Genomic DNA, 13,838 nt, shown 5'->3' with positions numbered 1-13,838 from the left:
CGGCTACAGCGCGAGGTGCAGGCGCAGGGCTCCGTCGATCTCGATCATGGACTCCTCGGGCACCCACCCCGCGACGCCCGCGATCCGATCGACCGACACCGCGCGCACCTGCTCCGCCTGCGCCTTGGAGTCCCGCGTCAGCCCGGTGCGACCGGCGGGCAGCAGAACCTGGAAGCCGAAGACCCGCGTCGTGTTCGTCGTCAGCGGCACGATGGTGACGACTCCGCCGACGCGCACGGCGGCCGTGTTCGCCGTGTTGTTGCTGACGACGACGGCCGGGCGCATCCGGGCCGCCTCGTTCCCGCGTGAAGGATCCAGATCGATCCAGACGATCTGACCGCGCCGCAGCAGAGGGATCGCGTCGGTCATGACAGGCCGTCGCCGGATGCCGCGTCCCACGCGGCACCGTCGTCGGACTCCTGCCATTCTCCGTACGCCTCCGCATAAGCGTCGGCGAGGCGGCTCTCACGCAGCAGCCGCACGGCCTCCTGTACCGCCGCGGAGCGACTGGCGAAACGCCCGGCCGACGTCTCGCCGTCGAGGAACGAGATATCGCGGTCGTCGAGACTCAGACTCACCTTCGCGTACGCCATGGCGAGAATGCTACTCGACTCCTACCTTTCTTGCTACCTCCCGGCGGAGGAACGGGCGCGGCCACGCTCCGAGCGCGAGCACCGCGACCACGACCTGCACGAATCCCGTGACGAAGTAGATGCCGTGCAGCGGCGACCACACGAGCATCAGGGCGATCTCCACGAAGATCCAGACCGTCATCACGAGTCCGGCCGCCGCATGGAGTCCCCATGCGAGTGCGAGACGGGCGTACTGCGCCGCGAGGGCAGCCGCCTGCGATCCGCCGACGACGAGACCGAGGATGATTCCGGGCCAGAAGTAGGAAGAGAACGGGGTCCCCTCGATCCAGGCGAGCGGGATGCCCATCCCGCCGAACAACGTGAGCCCGATCATGCCGACGAGTGCCGAGGCGAGGCTGAACCAGCCGATGATCAGGAGTGCGGTGCGCGTCCACCGCGCGGGCGCCGTGGTCATACCTCCACGGTAGGAGGCGGCATTCGTCCACCGCTCGGCGGCGGGCCGTGAGAAAGGCGGTCAGGGAACCGTGCAGCCCCAGAGCAGGCCGAGCACGACGGTGACGGTCGCTCGGACCGGTGTCGACTCCCAGCCGCCCGGACCGACGGCGTAGAGCGAGAAGGTTCCCGTGCCGAGCGTCAGCAAGCCCCCTGTCAGTTGAAGGCTCGTCACGTTCGCGGCCAGCGTGCCGGAGCCGGTCGAGCCCCCCGTCACCGCCCATCGGTAGCCGGTGCGCGCGAGCCCGCCCGCCGGCGGCGTCCATCGGAGCGTCGCCGAACCGATGGCGGCGTTGCACGTGAGCGCCGTCGGTGGGCTGACAGTCCCCGCCGTGAGGCCGGCGCCGCGAGCCACCTCGCCGTCCGTCCATGCCGCCTGCGTGTCGCGCGTGACCGCGGGCACGGCGATGACGCACGCGAGTCCGAGGACTGCGATGGATGCCGCGACCCGCCGGATCACGACGGCCTCCGTCGCGCGAGCAGAACGATGCCCGCCGTCAGCACGGCGAACGCTGCGGGGACGAGCAGCCAGACCGCCCGCGCGCCCGTAGGTGCGAGAGCGTGCCCATCGGCCCCGCCCACGGCGACATCGTCGCCCATTCCGACCGCGCGCACACGCACGTCGACCTGGCCGTCGATGTCGTCACTGGTCGTCGGAGGCATCCTCACGGCGATGCGGAGCCACGCCGTCTCGTCGTCCGCCATCTCGAGGAGCTGGCGTTCCTGGCCGTCGAGGGGCACGGTCTGATCGGCGAGCAGCTGCGTCCTCGCCGACGCGCAGGAGTCCTCCGCCCAGCGCACGATGCAGGACTGGACGTCGTACCGCAGCCCGAGTCCTGCCTCGCCCGAGCTGGCGATCATGACGCGCACCACACCCGGCTCGGCTGCGTCGGCGGACACCCCGACCTGCCAGACGCCCTCGGCTCCCGGAACGAGGTCGCTCATGGATTCGTCCCAGATCGACATGAGCCGGATGACCTCGCCCTCGATGAGCTCCTCGTCGCCGCCCTCCGCCGCTCGTGCGGCCTGCCCGCCGTCGGCGGCGGGCGCGAGGACGAGCGCGCATACGAGCGCGATGCACGAAGCCGTTCTCGTCGCGGCGGCGGTCGCGCCGCCGGCATCCCGTTCCTCGGCCTCGACGCGAGGACGCCGCCCGCGCCGCGGCCAGCACACGACCACGACCAGTGCCGTCGCGGCGACCGTCGCACCGGCGAGCACCCATGGGCTCCGCAGAGACGAGATCGCCTGAGCGATCCCCGGAACCGAGAACACGACCAGTCCGACACGATCCACTTCGTACGGCAGCGGGTCGTCGACGGCGTTGGCGTCGCCGCGCATGACGATGAGACGGGATGCCGGCGCGTCGGGCACTGACGCGACCGAGACGACGCGGTGGGTGATCGGGAGCTTGCCCGGGCGATCGACCATCACGACATCGCCCGGGGAGATGTCGGCGGCGGGCAGCTCGCGCGTGATCGCGGCCGAGCCGGCCGGAATCGTGGGGGTCATCGACCCCGTGCTGAAGAGGACCACCCGCATGCCGAACGCGAAGCCGCACACGAACACGACGATGCACAGCGCTCCCACCACCGCCGCGAGGGCGAGGGCGACATCCCCGACGATCGTCCACGTGCGCCGCATCCCGCCGTCCGATCAGTCCGCGGACGTCGCCGTGAAGGTCCAGGTCACCGTCGCGGTCTGCCCTTGATACGTGTTGGCCGAGCCTGCCGCCACGCGAACTTCGACGCAGAATCCGAGCTCGGCTCCGCTCGCGCCGATCGGGTTCGCGAGGGGCGACGCCGGCACCGTCGTCACCGTCGAGTACGTGGTGCTCGACCCTGCCAGATAGACCGAGCCGGCGGTGAACGCCGTCGAGACGCAGTTCGCCGCACTCCCCACCCCACCCAGCCGGATCAGTCGATATTGGAGGGCCGGGGCGAGCGTCCCCGTCGCCGCCGCGCCGGTGAGTGTCACGTTTCCGCCGACGGTCGTGGTCGTCGTCGTTCGGATGTTGAGCCACGCGAAGTACGACGTGCTCGGCGACATCGCGGTCGCGTTGAACGTGAGGGTCGCGCCGGGTGCCGTCGGTCTGCTGGCGTACGCCGGGCTGCCCGCGGACTGCGACTCGGTGTCGAAGATGCTCGCTCCGAAGCTCCCCGTCGCGTTCTCGTTGTCGGTCCAGGCCGCGATCGTCGCGATCGATCCGACGCCCAGCACGACGCCGGCCGCGAGCACGGCTGCGATCTTCTGCAGGCGCCGATGACGCCGTGCCGATCTCCGCGTGTCCATGGCCGTCTACGGCAGCGGAGTCACCGACGTGCCTGCGAACTCCCACGTGATGGTGCCGGACTGGCTCTGGTCCAGATCTGCGCCGGCGGTCACGACGAAGCACAGGTTCGTGGGGGTGGCGGCTGCTGACAGCGTGAGGATGTCGGCGACCACGCCCGCCTCCGTCGCAGCGCGATCCGCGACCAGCGGGGTGCCGGTGGGGGGCGTCGCTGCCGAGCAGGCCGCGTCGAACTCGCCCCCTGCGTAGAGGTCGTACGTCAGGTTCGCCCCGATGTCGCCGTCACTTGCGTTCGAGAGGTCGACCGTCGCCGAATAGTCCGAATCGGCCGAGAGTTGCAGGGCGAACGGCGCGTAGACGACGTCATTCGGCGAGAGGGCATCGGCGTTCAGCTGGAACGCGAGCGTCTTGCCGGGCGCCTCTTCATCACTCGAGAACGCAGTGCCGTTCGTGCTGCCCTCGAGGTCGAACTCGCCCGACGAGAACGTGCCCGTCGCGAATTCCGAATCGTTCCAGACGGCGAGTGTGATCGCGGCCCCGACGCCGAGGACGGCGCCACCTGCGAGGATCGCGAGGATGATCCGCCGACGGTCGGTGCGGCTCGCCTTCTCCGCTGCGGTTTTTGAACTGTTCATGCTGGCTCCTGACTACTTCGTCGAATGCCCGGAGCGCCCCAGTCGCTGCATCCGTTGTGCCCCGTCGGAGCGACGCCTGTCAAGACGTCTTTACAGAGCGCTCGCGCGGTGGGATGATGACCGACCCCCCGCCTAGGCTGGATGCATGCGTCTGGCCACTTGGAACGTCAACTCGATCCGCGCCCGCGTCGACCGGATCGTCGATTTCGCGGTGCGCGAGCACATCGATGTGCTCGCGATGCAGGAGATCAAGTGCAAGGTCGACCAGTTCCCCTTCGACGCCTTCGAGGACGCCGGATTCCACGTCGAGGCGCACGGGTTCTCGCAGTGGAACGGCGTCGCGATCGCGAGCCGCGAACAGCCGACGAACGTCCGTCACGCGTTCCCGGGAATGCCCGGCTTCGCGAAGGACCACTCGGGTCCGGATGCCCCGCAGGAGGCCCGCGCGTTGGGTGCGACGATCGGTGGGGTCGAGGTGTGGAGCCTGTACGTGCCCAACGGTCGCGCCCTGGAGGACCCGCACTACTTCTACAAGCTCGAGTGGCTCGAGGCGCTCCGCGGCTACACGGCCGAGACGCTCGCGCAGAATCCCGACCTCGCGCTGGCGCTCGTCGGCGACTTCAACATCGCCCCGACCGACGCCGACAACGGAGATCCGACGGTCGTCGCAGGCTTCTCGACGCACGTGTCAGGGCCCGAGCGCGAGGCGTTCGCCGCGCTCGAGGCGGCAGGACTGCAGGACGTCGTGCGGCCGCTCGTGCCGGCGGGCTTCACGTACTGGGACTACAAGCGCCTGCGCTTCCCGCGCAACGAGGGCATGCGCATCGACTTCATCCTCGGCTCGCACGCCCTCGCCGATGCGGTGGCCGGGGCATCCATCCACCGCGACGAACGCAAGGGCGAAGCGCCCAGCGACCACGTGCCGGTCGTCGTCGACCTCGACTTCTCGGGGCCAGAGGATGAGGACGACGACCGCCCGATGATCTTCTAGTCCTCAGCGGGGACGCAGCCTGGCGGCTCGGAGTTGCCGCTGATCGTGAAGTCCTCGCACGTGAGGAACTTCGACTGGTTCGCGCCCAGCACGAGTGATGCGATCACGACGCCGAGCACGACGAGCGCGATGAGCCACTTCGTGCGGCGGCGGGTCTCGGTCGCGAAGTCGGGCCAGATGATCCGCACGAGCACCCAGAGGGTGAACGGGATCCCGATGATGACTGCTCCGATCGCGGCGAGGTCGACGATCGCGACGGCGAGGTTGTCGGTGTCGCCCACGACGAAGTTGAGCACGAGCCACACCGTCGGCAGCAGCAGGACGAACGCTCGCGCGAGGCGACCGCCGACGGGCTTGCGCTCGACGAGCACGAAGACGAACGCGGCAGTGGACACCGCCCACAGCGCGAGGATGTCGTCGAAGAAGATCTCGCCCCACGCACCGAGCGTGAAGGCGGGCCACCACGCCGCGGCCGCCATGCCGACCATGATGACCCCGGCGGGCACGTCGCGTCGGCGCTTGTCTTCGACGATGGATGCCTCGGCCACAGCCGCACCGTAGCGCGGCGGGCCGAGGCATCCATCGCCCCACGCCGGTCAGTCGTCGGTCATGTCACCCGTCGTGGGCACGCCCGCCGGCGCGTAGCGCAGTTCGACGACCGCGCCGCCGGAGACGGGCGGCGCGATGAGCTTCAGGTTCGCGGGTGCGGCGCCGTCGGGGAAGACCTTCTTGCCCTCGCCGAGCACGATCGGGTGCACCCAGAGCTTGAGCTCGTCGTATGCCTGTGCGGCGAGGAGCGAGTGGACGAAGTCGATGCTGCCGATGATGTGGATGTCGTCGTGCTTCTCGCGCAGCGCCGCGACGGCCGCCGGGGCATCGGCGCCGAGCAGCGACGAACCCTCCCACGTCATCTCGCGACCCTTGCGCGAGGCCACGTACTTCGGGATCTCGGCGAACCTCGCCCCGATCGGATTGTCCTCGTGCTGCGGCCAGTACACCGAGAAGATGTCGTAGGTCCGGCGGCCGAGCACGAGGGCGTCCATGCCCGCGATGCCGGCGGCGATGCGCTCGCCGATGAACTCATCGAAGATGGGCGCCTGCCACCCGCCCCAGCGGAAGCCGTTCGAGGTGTCTTCGTCGGGTCCGCCCGGCGCCTGGGCGACGCCGTCGAGCGTCGTGAACAGGTCGATCGTGATGCGTCCGGTCATGGCCGGCTCCTTTCATGCCGCCGCAGCAGCGGTTTCGATGAAGAACGTCTCGGCGAAGCGCTCGAGCAGCGTCGCGTCGCCGTCGACGACCGCCAGGACCTCCTGGTCGATCGCCTCGGTAGGCGTCAGCTCGCCCGAGATCACGCGCCGGATGCCGGGGCCCGCCGCGAAGACCAGGTCGGGCTCGCGAGCGCGGCGGGGCGCACCCGGCGCGGTCGGTCGACCGGCCGGCGCGAGTTGGGTGACGACGAGGTCGTCGCCGTCGACGTCGGCGCGGAGCACGATGTCACCGACGTGCAGGTCGTAGACGGCGGACGGAAGGGATGCCGCGGCATCCGCCCGGAACGCCGTCCGCAGCGCCATCGTGATCGAGTCGACCGTCACGACGTCGTCGGGACCGGGATCACCCATCGCCGCGAAACCCCACCGGCCCAGGGCGAGCACGATGGGCTCGAGCTCGCGACCGTACGGAGTGAGCTCGTACACGAGCCCGCAGTGCAGGAGCGGCACGCGACGCACGACCCCGCCCTCCTGCAGCTCCTTGAGCCGCGTGGAGAGGATGTTCGTCGGGATCTTGGGGAGTCCCTGCTTCAGGTCGGTGTAGCGCCGCGGGCCGACGAGCAGGTCGCGCACGATGAGCAGCGCCCATCGCTCGCCGATCAGCTCGACGGCGCTGGTGACCCCGCAGTACTGCCCGTAGCTGCGGGAGGCCACTTACGCCTGGCCCTGCTCCGCCATGAACGCCTCGGGACCCTGTTCGGCCGCCGCGGCATCCATCCACATGAACTGGATGCCGTTGCCGTCGGGGTCGACGAGGTCGCGCGCGTACATGAAGCCGTAGTCCTGCGGGTCACCCGGCGCCGTGCCTCCGTTCGCGACGCCCGCGTCGATCGTCCGGTCGACGGCGTCGCGCGAGTCCCGGCTGATCGAGATGAGCACCTGCGCGTGGGTCTTGGGGTCGGCGAACTCCTTGTCGGTGAACGTCGAGAAGTACTCCTTCGTGAGGACCATGAAGAAGATGTCGTCGCTCCAGACGAGACATGCGGCGTTCTCGTCGGTGAACAGCGCATTGATCGTGCAGCCGAGGGCCGTGTAGTAGCCCTTCGAGCGTTCGAGGTCGTTCGAGGGGATGTTCACGAAGATCGAGGTCATGTCGTGCTCCTGCGGGTCGGGCGCCGGAGTCGCTCTTCGGCGCTGGACCGATACTTGCAAATAACAAGCGTGCTTGTCAATAGCAAGTACCTCCCTCTGACGGCGGATGCCGGCATCCCTTCCTCCCCCGTAGCGTGGAGGAATGGATGCCGCACCCATCGCGCCACCGCCCACCACGCGTCCGCCGGTCACGCGAGAGGGTCTGCGCAACGACGCCTGGCTCGCCGCGGGCCTGCTCGTGGGCGCCGTCCTCAGCACCGCTCTCGGCGCGGTCGCGGGGATCTACGGCGACGAGACGGCCGGTATGGAGTGGTCGCTCGTCTACGCCGTCGCCCTCACCGCACCGCTCGCGCTCCGCCGACGCGTCCCCGAGATCGTCGCGATCGTGGTCGCGCTCGCATTCTTCCTCGGTGGGACGCTGCGCGTCCCCGAGATGTACGTCGGCAACATCGCCCTCTTCATCGCGATGTTCACGGTCGGTGCGTGGGTCGACGATCGCCGCCGCGCGACGCTCGTGCGCGTGCTCATCATCATCGGCATGTTCGTGTGGCTGCTCGTCACGACCTTCCAGTCCGCCGTCGCGCCGAACGATGAGGGCCTCTCCCGAGCCGGCCTGTTCTCGCCGTTCGTCGCGTTCATGCTCATCCAGTTCCTCGTCAACGTCGCGTTCTTCGGCGGCGCGTACTACATGGGCGATCGCGCCTATGCGGCGGCCCTGCAGCGCGCGGCGCTCGAGCAGCGCACCGCCGAGCTCGAGCGCGAGCGCGAAGTGACGGCGGCGCAGGCCGTCGCACTCGACCGCGTGCGCATCGCGCGCGAACTGCACGACGTCGTCGCACACCACGTCTCGGCGATGGGCGTGCAGGCGGGCGCGGCGCGTGCCGTGATGGAACGGGATCCGGATGCCGCGCGCAGCGCGCTCATCGGCGTCGAGGAGTCCGCGCGTTCGGCGCTGACCGAGCTCCGTCAGCTCCTCGAGACGCTCCGCGGCCCGAGCGGCGAACCCGTCGACGGATCCACCGTGCGGCTCGGCGACCTCGGCGAGCTCGTCGCGCATGCGCGTGAGAACGGGCTGCCCACGACGTTCTCGATCCTGGGCGATCCGGTCGATCTGCCCGACACGGTGCAGGTCAACGTGTTCCGCGTCGCGCAGGAGGCCCTGACGAACGCGCGCCGGCACGGCGGACCGGATGCCGCGGCCGACGTCCGCCTGCGCTACGAGACGTCCGCGCTCGAGCTCGAGGTCGTGAGCACCGGGCGCGCGGTGCCTGTGGCATCCCGCCCCGGTCTCGGCATCGTGGGCATGCGCGAGCGCGCCGCGGCGTCGGGCGGCACGATCGAGATCGGCCCCCGCGCACGCGGCGGTTTCCTCGTGCGGATGCGCGTGCCCCTGCGCGTGGGGGTGGCGGCGTGACCGCGGTCCGGGTGCTGCTCGTCGACGACCACGCGGTCATGCGCGCCGGATTCCGCATGATCCTCGAGGCTCAGGGGGACATCGTCGTCGTCGGCGAAGCGGCCGACGGCGAGCGGGCGGTGGCCGCGGCATCCACCCTCCGTCCCGACGTCATCTGCATGGACGTCCAGATGCCGGGCATGGACGGCATCGAGGCGACACGTCGGATCGTCGCCGACCCGGGCGTCTCGTCAGCGGTCGTGATCGTGACGACGTTCGACCGCGACGACTACCTCTTCCAGGCGCTGGATGCCGGGGCCAGCGGGTTCCTGTTGAAGAACGCCGGCCCCGAGGACCTCGTCACCGCCGTCCGCGTCGCCGCGGCGGGCGATGCGCTCCTCGCGCCCGAGGTCACGCGCCGCGTCATCGAGAGATTCGCGGCGCCGGTGCCTTCGGCAGCACCGGATCCACCCGCTGCGCCCGTCGTCGACCTCACCGAGCGCGAGGGCGAAGTGCTGGTACTCGTCGCGCAGGCGATGAGCAACGCCGAGATCGCACGGGAGCTGTACATCGGCGAGGCGACGGTCAAGACGCACGTGTCGAACGTGCTGCAGAAGCTCGGCGCTCGCGACCGCGTCGCGGCGGTCGTCTACGCGCACCGCCACGGGCTCGCATAGCCGAGTCGTACCGAACCGTAGGAGAATCCACGCCCGGCGCCGAGTGAGCGCGCGAAGGCGGCGAATTCTCCTACGGTCTGCGACGTCAGGCCGCGACGGGCACGGCGGCGTAGCGCTCGATGAGCGCGCCGAACGCCTCGAGGTAGCCCACCAGGAACTCGGCGGTCTGGTCGTTCGTGACCTCGCCGGCGTCGGTGAACAGGCCGGGCGTGGACTGCACGTAGCCCTCGGGCTGACCGAGGGTGGGCGCGTTGTAGTGGCTCAGGATCGCCTTGAGGTGCTGCTGCGCGGCCGCGGTCGCGATGCCGCCGCCGGAGGTGCCGATGACCGCCGTGGGCTTGCCGTTGAACGAGCCCTGGCCCCACGGGCGCGCCGCCCAGTCGAGGGCGTTCTTGAGCACGCCCGGGATCGAACGGCTGTACTCGGGCGTCACGATGATGACGCCGTCGACGTCATCGATCGCCTGCTTGAAGTCGCGCGCGACCTGCGGATAGTCCGCATCGAAGTCGGGCGAGTAGAAGGGGAGGTCCTTGATCGGGATCTCGACGAGGGTCGTGCCCTCGGGCGCGAGGCGCTCGAGCGCCTTCGCGAGGCGGCGGTTGATCGAGGTCGACGAGATGCTGCCGACGATGTAGCCGATGGTCCGATCGGTCATGGTGAGTGCTCCTAAACGAAAAGAGGTCCCCGGCGGGGACCACCGTGGACTTCCATCCAGGTGAAAGCACCGGCATCCGGAATCTATTCCGACGCATGAAATCCGATCTCCGTCGCTGGGGGGATGCCCCACCACTCAGCCGTCCGTAGCGTGGACCGCATGCTGACACTCACGGGAATCACGAAGAGCTACGGAGGGCGACGCGTGCTCGACGACGTGTCGTTCGAGGTGCGGCCGGGAAGGCTGACGGGCTTCGTCGGCGGCAACGGCGCGGGCAAGACGACCACGATGCGGATCGTCCTGGGCGTGCTCGCGAAGGACGACGGCGTCGTCGCGCTCGACGGGGCCGCGATCACGGCCTCCGACCGCAGGCGCTTCGGCTACATGCCCGAGGAGCGCGGGCTCTACCCGAAGATGAAGGTGCTCGAGCACATCGTCTACCTCGCGAGACTGCACGGCTTCTCGAAGCCGGATGCCACGGCCCGCGCGACGTCGCTGCTCGAACGGCTCGGACTCGGCGAGCGCCTGAGCGACAACGTCGAGACCCTCTCTCTGGGCAATCAGCAGCGCGCGCAGATCGCCGCCGCCCTCGTCCACGATCCCGAGGTGCTCATCCTCGACGAGCCATTCTCGGGCCTGGACCCCCTCGCCGTCGATGTCGTCGCGGGAGTGCTGCAGGAGCGCGCTTCCGCCGGCGTCGCGGTGCTGTTCTCGTCGCACCAGCTCGACGTCGTCGAGCGCCTCTGCGACGACCTCGTCATCATCGCGGGCGGCACGATCCGCGCCGCGGGTGCGCGCGAGGCGCTGCGCGCCGAGCACTCGAACCGCCGATTCGAACTCGTCTCGTCCGGCGACGCCGGGTGGCTGCGCGACGAGCCGGGCATCGACGTCGTCGACTTCGACGGCGGCTACGCCGTGTTCGACGCCGACACCGACGAGACCGCGCAGCGCGTGCTGCGTCGAGCCGTCGAACAGGGGGATGTCGCGAGCTTCGCGCCACAGCATCCCACCCTCGCCCAGATCTTCAAGGAGGTCATCCAGTGAGCGCCACCACCCAGATCCAGGCCCCGACCTTCGCTCAGAGCACCTGGCTCGTCGCGGAGCGCGAGATCGGGTCGAAGCTGCGCAGCAAGTCGTTCCTGATCTCGTTCGGCATCCTGTTCGCGATCGCGCTCGTCGGCGTCGTGTGGCTCGGCTTCACGGCGAAGAACGACACGGGCACGCCGGTCGCCGTCACGGCCGACGCCGAGCAGTACGTACAGGCGGATGCCGGCCTGAACATCACCCCGGTCGCCGACCGCGCCGAAGCCGAGGCCCTCGTGACGGCGGGAGACGTGGATGCCGCCATCGTCGGCGACGCGTCGTCACCGACGGGCTTCACCGTCGTCGCCGAGAGCGACGTGTCGTCGACACTGCTGCTGAGCCTCGCGCAATTGCCGCCGACCGAGCTGCTGAACCCGGAAGCCGCGACCAACTTCCTCGGCTACATCGCCGCGATCGGTTTCGGGATCATCTTCCTGTTCTCGGCGCAGACGTTCGGCTCGACCATCGCCGCGAGCGTCGTGGAGGAGAAGCAGACGCGCGTCGTCGAGCTGCTCATCTCGGCGATCCCCGTGCGGGCACTGCTCGCGGGCAAGGTCATCGGCAACACGATCCTCGCGATGGGTCAGCTGCTGATCCTCGCGGCGATAGCCATCGTGGGCTTGACGATCACAGGTCAGACCGAGCTGCTGCAGGGCATCGGCGCGCCGATCGCGTGGTTCGCGGTGTTCTTCCTCTTCGGGTTCATCCTGCTCGCGGCGCTCTTCGCCGCCGCGGCGTCGATGGTCTCGCGCATGGAGGACATCGGCTCGACCACGACGCCGCTCCTGCTGCTCATCATGGCGCCGTACTTCCTGGTGATCTTCTTCTGGAACAACCCGACGGTGCTGACGATCATGTCGTACGTGCCGTTCTCGGCGCCGGTCGGAATGCCGATGCGCATGTTCCTCGGTCAGGCCGAGTGGTGGGAGCCCCTGCTGTCGCTCGCGATCCTCATCGCGACGTGCATCGCGGCGATCCTGTTGGGCGCGAAGATCTACCAGAACTCGCTCCTGCGCATGGGCGCACGGGTGAAGCTCCGCGAGGCCCTCGCAGGCTGACCGCGGACGATGGATGCCCCGCCCTCCCGGCTTCGGAGGGCGGGGCATCCGTCGTCAGTTCTGCATGACGGCGAGGACGTTGCCCGCGGGGTCGCGGAACCACGCGATGTCGGGACCGTTCTCGCCCCCGCCCCGCATGATGCCCTTCGAGTCGGTCGCGAACTCGTCGTCGCTGTAGATCTTCGTCACGACGCCCTTGGCGTTGAGGTCGTCCACGGCGCTGTCGATGTCGTCGACGGGGAAGTTCAGGATCGTGAAGCTCGCGGGCTCGTGGTTCGGCTTCGTGTACGCGAGGATCGTCGCGCCCGATTCGAGGTGCAGCTCGAGGAAGCCCATCTCGTTGTCGTGGACTTCGATGCCGAGGATGTCGGCGTAGAACTCGCGCGCGGCCTTCGCATCGTCGATCGAGAAGCCGCTGAAGGCGTGGTCTGCGTGGAATCCGGTCATGATCCCAGCATCCGCCGACACCGCCCTGCTGTCTACCGCTCGACGAGGATGCCGTCGGGGTCGGCCCACACGTGCCCGCCCGGCGTGAAGGTGACACCCGCGATCGTCACGGGCTCGTCGACCTCACCGACGCCGTCCTTCGCGCTCTTGCGCGGGTTCGACCCGAGGGCCTTCACCCCCAACGGGAGCTCCGCGATCGCGACGCGGTCGCGGATCGCACCGTGCACGATGATCCCGGCCCAGCCGTTGGCGACGGCGGATGCCGCGATCAGGTCGCCCACGAGCGCCGATTCGAGCGAGCCGCCGCCGTCGATCACGAGCACGGCACCGTCACCCGGCGTCGCGAGGACGCTCTTGACGAGGGCGTTGTCGCGATGGCAGCGGACGGTGCGGATCGGTCCGTCGAACGCGATGCGGCCGCCGAGATCGTGGAACTGTATCGACAGTGAATCGAGCTCGTCGCCGCGTTCGTCGTAGAGGTCTGCCGTCGCGATCGTCATGCCCCGAGGCTACCGACGCCTCACGAAAATCGGTCAACCACACGTACCTCGGAGTCCTACGCGGGAATCCTCCGAACTTCGCGTGGTTGACCGATTCTCATTCGGGCGCGGTGCTGGGCGCCGGCGGATTCTCGTCGGGATGCAGGGTCGTGAACAGCGAGTAGGTCGCGCCGTCGGGGTCGGGGCCACGTTCCTTGAACTCGTTCAGCAGCTCGTACAGCCGCTCGCGCAGTTCGTCGAGGTGCTCGTCGTTGAGCTTGAGTCCCATCCACGTCGAGTCGAGCTGCTCGGGATCCAAGCCCTCGATCTGCTGCAGGAAGGTCTCGACGAGGATGGGGCTCCCCTGCGGCATCGACGTCTTCCACGACAGACCCGTCGCACGGTAGGGCACTTCGCGCGCGCCCTGCGCGCCGGTGCGCGGCTCCTCCGCGACGAGGAAGTCGGTGTTCACGAGGGTTCGCACGTGATGGAGCATCGTGCCGGGATTCACGCCCAGCAGCTCGGCGAGCTCTTTGTTCGTGCGCGACTCGAAGGCGCACAGGCGCAGGATCCTCATGCGCAGCGGCGAGCTCAGCGCACGCCCCTTGGCCTGCAGGTCGGCGTCGTCGTCGTCGGGCCTCAGCACGATCCGGTCTTCGCCTCTTCTCGCACCCACCGTCCGACTGTA

Annotated in this window: 20 protein-coding genes; 5 read left to right on the top strand and 15 right to left on the bottom strand. The window is 69.3% G+C overall.

Annotated elements, in window-relative coordinates; genetic code table 11:
• Positions 1-3 precede the first annotated feature (3 nt).
• Genes MA876_RS05485 through MA876_RS05455 form a run of 7 tightly spaced genes read right to left on the bottom strand, consistent with a single transcriptional unit; the run spans position 4 to position 4,007 of the window.
• On the bottom strand, positions 4-369 hold the full coding sequence (locus MA876_RS05485) for a type II toxin-antitoxin system PemK/MazF family toxin (RefSeq protein WP_248146755.1): 366 nt from the start codon (positions 367-369) through the stop codon (positions 4-6).
• The gene (locus tag MA876_RS05480) at positions 366-593 is read right to left on the bottom strand and encodes a ribbon-helix-helix domain-containing protein (protein WP_248146754.1); all 228 of its coding nucleotides are present in this window, start codon (positions 591-593) and stop codon (positions 366-368) included. The genes MA876_RS05485 and MA876_RS05480 overlap by 4 nt, the downstream gene beginning before the upstream one ends.
• Positions 594-603: 10 nt before the next feature.
• The gene (locus MA876_RS05475) at positions 604-1,047 is read right to left on the bottom strand and encodes a hypothetical protein (protein WP_248146753.1); all 444 of its coding nucleotides are present in this window, start codon (positions 1,045-1,047) and stop codon (positions 604-606) included.
• Positions 1,048-1,107: 60 nt separating this feature from the next.
• Positions 1,108-1,545 carry a hypothetical protein gene (locus MA876_RS05470; RefSeq protein ID WP_248146752.1) on the bottom strand — a complete coding sequence of 146 codons (438 nt, stop codon included), beginning with the start codon at positions 1,543-1,545 and terminating at the stop codon, positions 1,108-1,110.
• Positions 1,542-2,726 (bottom strand): S24/S26 family peptidase, encoded by a 1,185-nt coding sequence (locus tag MA876_RS05465; RefSeq protein WP_248146750.1) that lies wholly within the window; start codon positions 2,724-2,726, stop codon positions 1,542-1,544. Before MA876_RS05465 ends, MA876_RS05470 begins: the two co-directional genes overlap by 4 nt.
• A gap of 12 nt (positions 2,727-2,738) precedes the next feature.
• Complete coding sequence (locus MA876_RS05460) at positions 2,739-3,374, bottom strand: SipW-dependent-type signal peptide-containing protein (RefSeq protein ID WP_248146748.1); 636 nt, start codon at positions 3,372-3,374, stop codon at positions 2,739-2,741.
• 6 nt (positions 3,375-3,380) lie between these two features.
• On the bottom strand, positions 3,381-4,007 hold the full coding sequence (locus MA876_RS05455) for a SipW-dependent-type signal peptide-containing protein (RefSeq protein WP_248146746.1): 627 nt from the start codon (positions 4,005-4,007) through the stop codon (positions 3,381-3,383).
• Positions 4,008-4,152: 145 nt separating this feature from the next.
• On the opposite strand from MA876_RS05455, the gene MA876_RS05450 reads away from it, so the two are divergent.
• Positions 4,153-4,998 carry an exodeoxyribonuclease III gene (locus MA876_RS05450; protein WP_248146745.1) on the top strand — a complete coding sequence of 282 codons (846 nt, stop codon included), beginning with the start codon at positions 4,153-4,155 and terminating at the stop codon, positions 4,996-4,998.
• On the opposite strand, the gene MA876_RS05445 is transcribed toward MA876_RS05450, so the two are convergent.
• Genes MA876_RS05445 through MA876_RS05430 form a run of 4 tightly spaced genes read right to left on the bottom strand, consistent with a single transcriptional unit; the run spans position 4,995 to position 7,358 of the window.
• Positions 4,995-5,546 (bottom strand): hypothetical protein, encoded by a 552-nt coding sequence (locus tag MA876_RS05445; RefSeq protein WP_248146744.1) that lies wholly within the window; start codon positions 5,544-5,546, stop codon positions 4,995-4,997. The two genes, MA876_RS05450 and MA876_RS05445, sit on opposite strands and share 4 nt — an antisense overlap.
• Positions 5,547-5,594: 48 nt before the next feature.
• A complete protein-coding gene (locus tag MA876_RS05440; protein WP_248146743.1) occupies positions 5,595-6,206 on the bottom strand; it encodes a dihydrofolate reductase family protein in 612 nt (203 codons plus the stop codon).
• Between the two features lie 12 nt (positions 6,207-6,218).
• Positions 6,219-6,920: a winged helix-turn-helix transcriptional regulator gene (locus MA876_RS05435; protein ID WP_248146742.1), complete on the bottom strand. Its 702-nt coding sequence runs from the start codon at positions 6,918-6,920 to the stop codon at positions 6,219-6,221.
• Complete coding sequence (locus tag MA876_RS05430) at positions 6,921-7,358, bottom strand: VOC family protein (protein ID WP_248146741.1); 438 nt, start codon at positions 7,356-7,358, stop codon at positions 6,921-6,923.
• A gap of 142 nt (positions 7,359-7,500) precedes the next feature.
• Here MA876_RS05430 and MA876_RS05425 point away from each other — a divergent pair, with 142 nt between their 5' ends.
• Both MA876_RS05425 and MA876_RS05420 read left to right on the top strand, forming a co-directional pair.
• Positions 7,501-8,772: a sensor histidine kinase gene (locus MA876_RS05425; RefSeq protein ID WP_248146740.1), complete on the top strand. Its 1,272-nt coding sequence runs from the start codon at positions 7,501-7,503 to the stop codon at positions 8,770-8,772.
• On the top strand, positions 8,769-9,428 hold the full coding sequence (locus tag MA876_RS05420) for a response regulator (protein WP_308221638.1): 660 nt from the start codon (positions 8,769-8,771) through the stop codon (positions 9,426-9,428). The genes MA876_RS05425 and MA876_RS05420 overlap by 4 nt, the downstream gene beginning before the upstream one ends.
• Positions 9,429-9,513: 85 nt before the next feature.
• Here MA876_RS05420 and MA876_RS05415 read toward each other — a convergent pair whose 3' ends face one another.
• Positions 9,514-10,083, bottom strand: a complete 570-nt coding sequence (locus MA876_RS05415; protein WP_248146739.1) for an NADPH-dependent FMN reductase — start codon at positions 10,081-10,083, stop codon at positions 9,514-9,516.
• A 159-nt stretch (positions 10,084-10,242) separates the two neighbouring features.
• On the opposite strand from MA876_RS05415, the gene MA876_RS05410 reads away from it, so the two are divergent.
• Both MA876_RS05410 and MA876_RS05405 read left to right on the top strand, forming a co-directional pair.
• A complete protein-coding gene (locus MA876_RS05410; RefSeq protein ID WP_248146738.1) occupies positions 10,243-11,127 on the top strand; it encodes an ABC transporter ATP-binding protein in 885 nt (294 codons plus the stop codon).
• On the top strand, positions 11,124-12,224 hold the full coding sequence (locus tag MA876_RS05405; protein ID WP_248146736.1) for an ABC transporter permease: 1,101 nt from the start codon (positions 11,124-11,126) through the stop codon (positions 12,222-12,224). The genes MA876_RS05410 and MA876_RS05405 overlap by 4 nt, the downstream gene beginning before the upstream one ends.
• A gap of 54 nt (positions 12,225-12,278) precedes the next feature.
• Here MA876_RS05405 and MA876_RS05400 read toward each other — a convergent pair whose 3' ends face one another.
• From MA876_RS05400 to MA876_RS05390, 3 genes are all read right to left on the bottom strand, one after another.
• Positions 12,279-12,671 carry a VOC family protein gene (locus MA876_RS05400; RefSeq protein WP_248146734.1) on the bottom strand — a complete coding sequence of 131 codons (393 nt, stop codon included), beginning with the start codon at positions 12,669-12,671 and terminating at the stop codon, positions 12,279-12,281.
• A 32-nt stretch (positions 12,672-12,703) separates the two neighbouring features.
• Complete coding sequence (rraA, locus tag MA876_RS05395) at positions 12,704-13,171, bottom strand: ribonuclease E activity regulator RraA (protein ID WP_248146732.1); 468 nt, start codon at positions 13,169-13,171, stop codon at positions 12,704-12,706.
• 97 nt (positions 13,172-13,268) lie between these two features.
• Positions 13,269-13,826, bottom strand: a complete 558-nt coding sequence (locus tag MA876_RS05390; RefSeq protein ID WP_248146730.1) for an ArsR/SmtB family transcription factor — start codon at positions 13,824-13,826, stop codon at positions 13,269-13,271.
• Positions 13,827-13,838 lie beyond the last annotated feature (12 nt).

This window comes from Microbacterium aoyamense (assembly GCF_023155855.1).
Lineage (GTDB): Bacteria > Actinomycetota > Actinomycetes > Actinomycetales > Microbacteriaceae > Microbacterium > Microbacterium aoyamense.
This window is presented reverse-complemented; position numbering and strand designations above follow the sequence as displayed.

Excerpts from the sequence above, each read along its gene's own strand:
- MA876_RS05485 (WP_248146755.1), bottom strand. The coding sequence starts at position 369 with ATGACCGACGCGATCCCTCTGCTGCGGCGCGGTCAGATCGTCTGGATC.
- MA876_RS05480 (WP_248146754.1), bottom strand. The coding sequence starts at position 593 with ATGGCGTACGCGAAGGTGAGTCTGAGTCTCGACGACCGCGATATCTCG.
- MA876_RS05475 (WP_248146753.1), bottom strand. The coding sequence starts at position 1,047 with ATGACCACGGCGCCCGCGCGGTGGACGCGCACCGCACTCCTGATCATC.
- MA876_RS05465 (WP_248146750.1), bottom strand. The coding sequence starts at position 2,726 with ATGCGGCGCACGTGGACGATCGTCGGGGATGTCGCCCTCGCCCTCGCG.
- MA876_RS05460 (WP_248146748.1), bottom strand. The coding sequence starts at position 3,374 with ATGGACACGCGGAGATCGGCACGGCGTCATCGGCGCCTGCAGAAGATC.
- MA876_RS05455 (WP_248146746.1), bottom strand. The coding sequence starts at position 4,007 with ATGAACAGTTCAAAAACCGCAGCGGAGAAGGCGAGCCGCACCGACCGT.
- MA876_RS05450 (WP_248146745.1), top strand. The coding sequence starts at position 4,153 with ATGCGTCTGGCCACTTGGAACGTCAACTCGATCCGCGCCCGCGTCGAC.
- MA876_RS05440 (WP_248146743.1), bottom strand. The coding sequence starts at position 6,206 with ATGACCGGACGCATCACGATCGACCTGTTCACGACGCTCGACGGCGTC.
- MA876_RS05430 (WP_248146741.1), bottom strand. The coding sequence starts at position 7,358 with ATGACCTCGATCTTCGTGAACATCCCCTCGAACGACCTCGAACGCTCG.
- MA876_RS05425 (WP_248146740.1), top strand. The coding sequence starts at position 7,501 with ATGGATGCCGCACCCATCGCGCCACCGCCCACCACGCGTCCGCCGGTC.
- MA876_RS05415 (WP_248146739.1), bottom strand. The coding sequence starts at position 10,083 with ATGACCGATCGGACCATCGGCTACATCGTCGGCAGCATCTCGTCGACC.
- MA876_RS05410 (WP_248146738.1), top strand. The coding sequence starts at position 10,243 with ATGCTGACACTCACGGGAATCACGAAGAGCTACGGAGGGCGACGCGTG.
- MA876_RS05400 (WP_248146734.1), bottom strand. The coding sequence starts at position 12,671 with ATGACCGGATTCCACGCAGACCACGCCTTCAGCGGCTTCTCGATCGAC.
- rraA (WP_248146732.1), bottom strand. The coding sequence starts at position 13,171 with ATGACGATCGCGACGGCAGACCTCTACGACGAACGCGGCGACGAGCTC.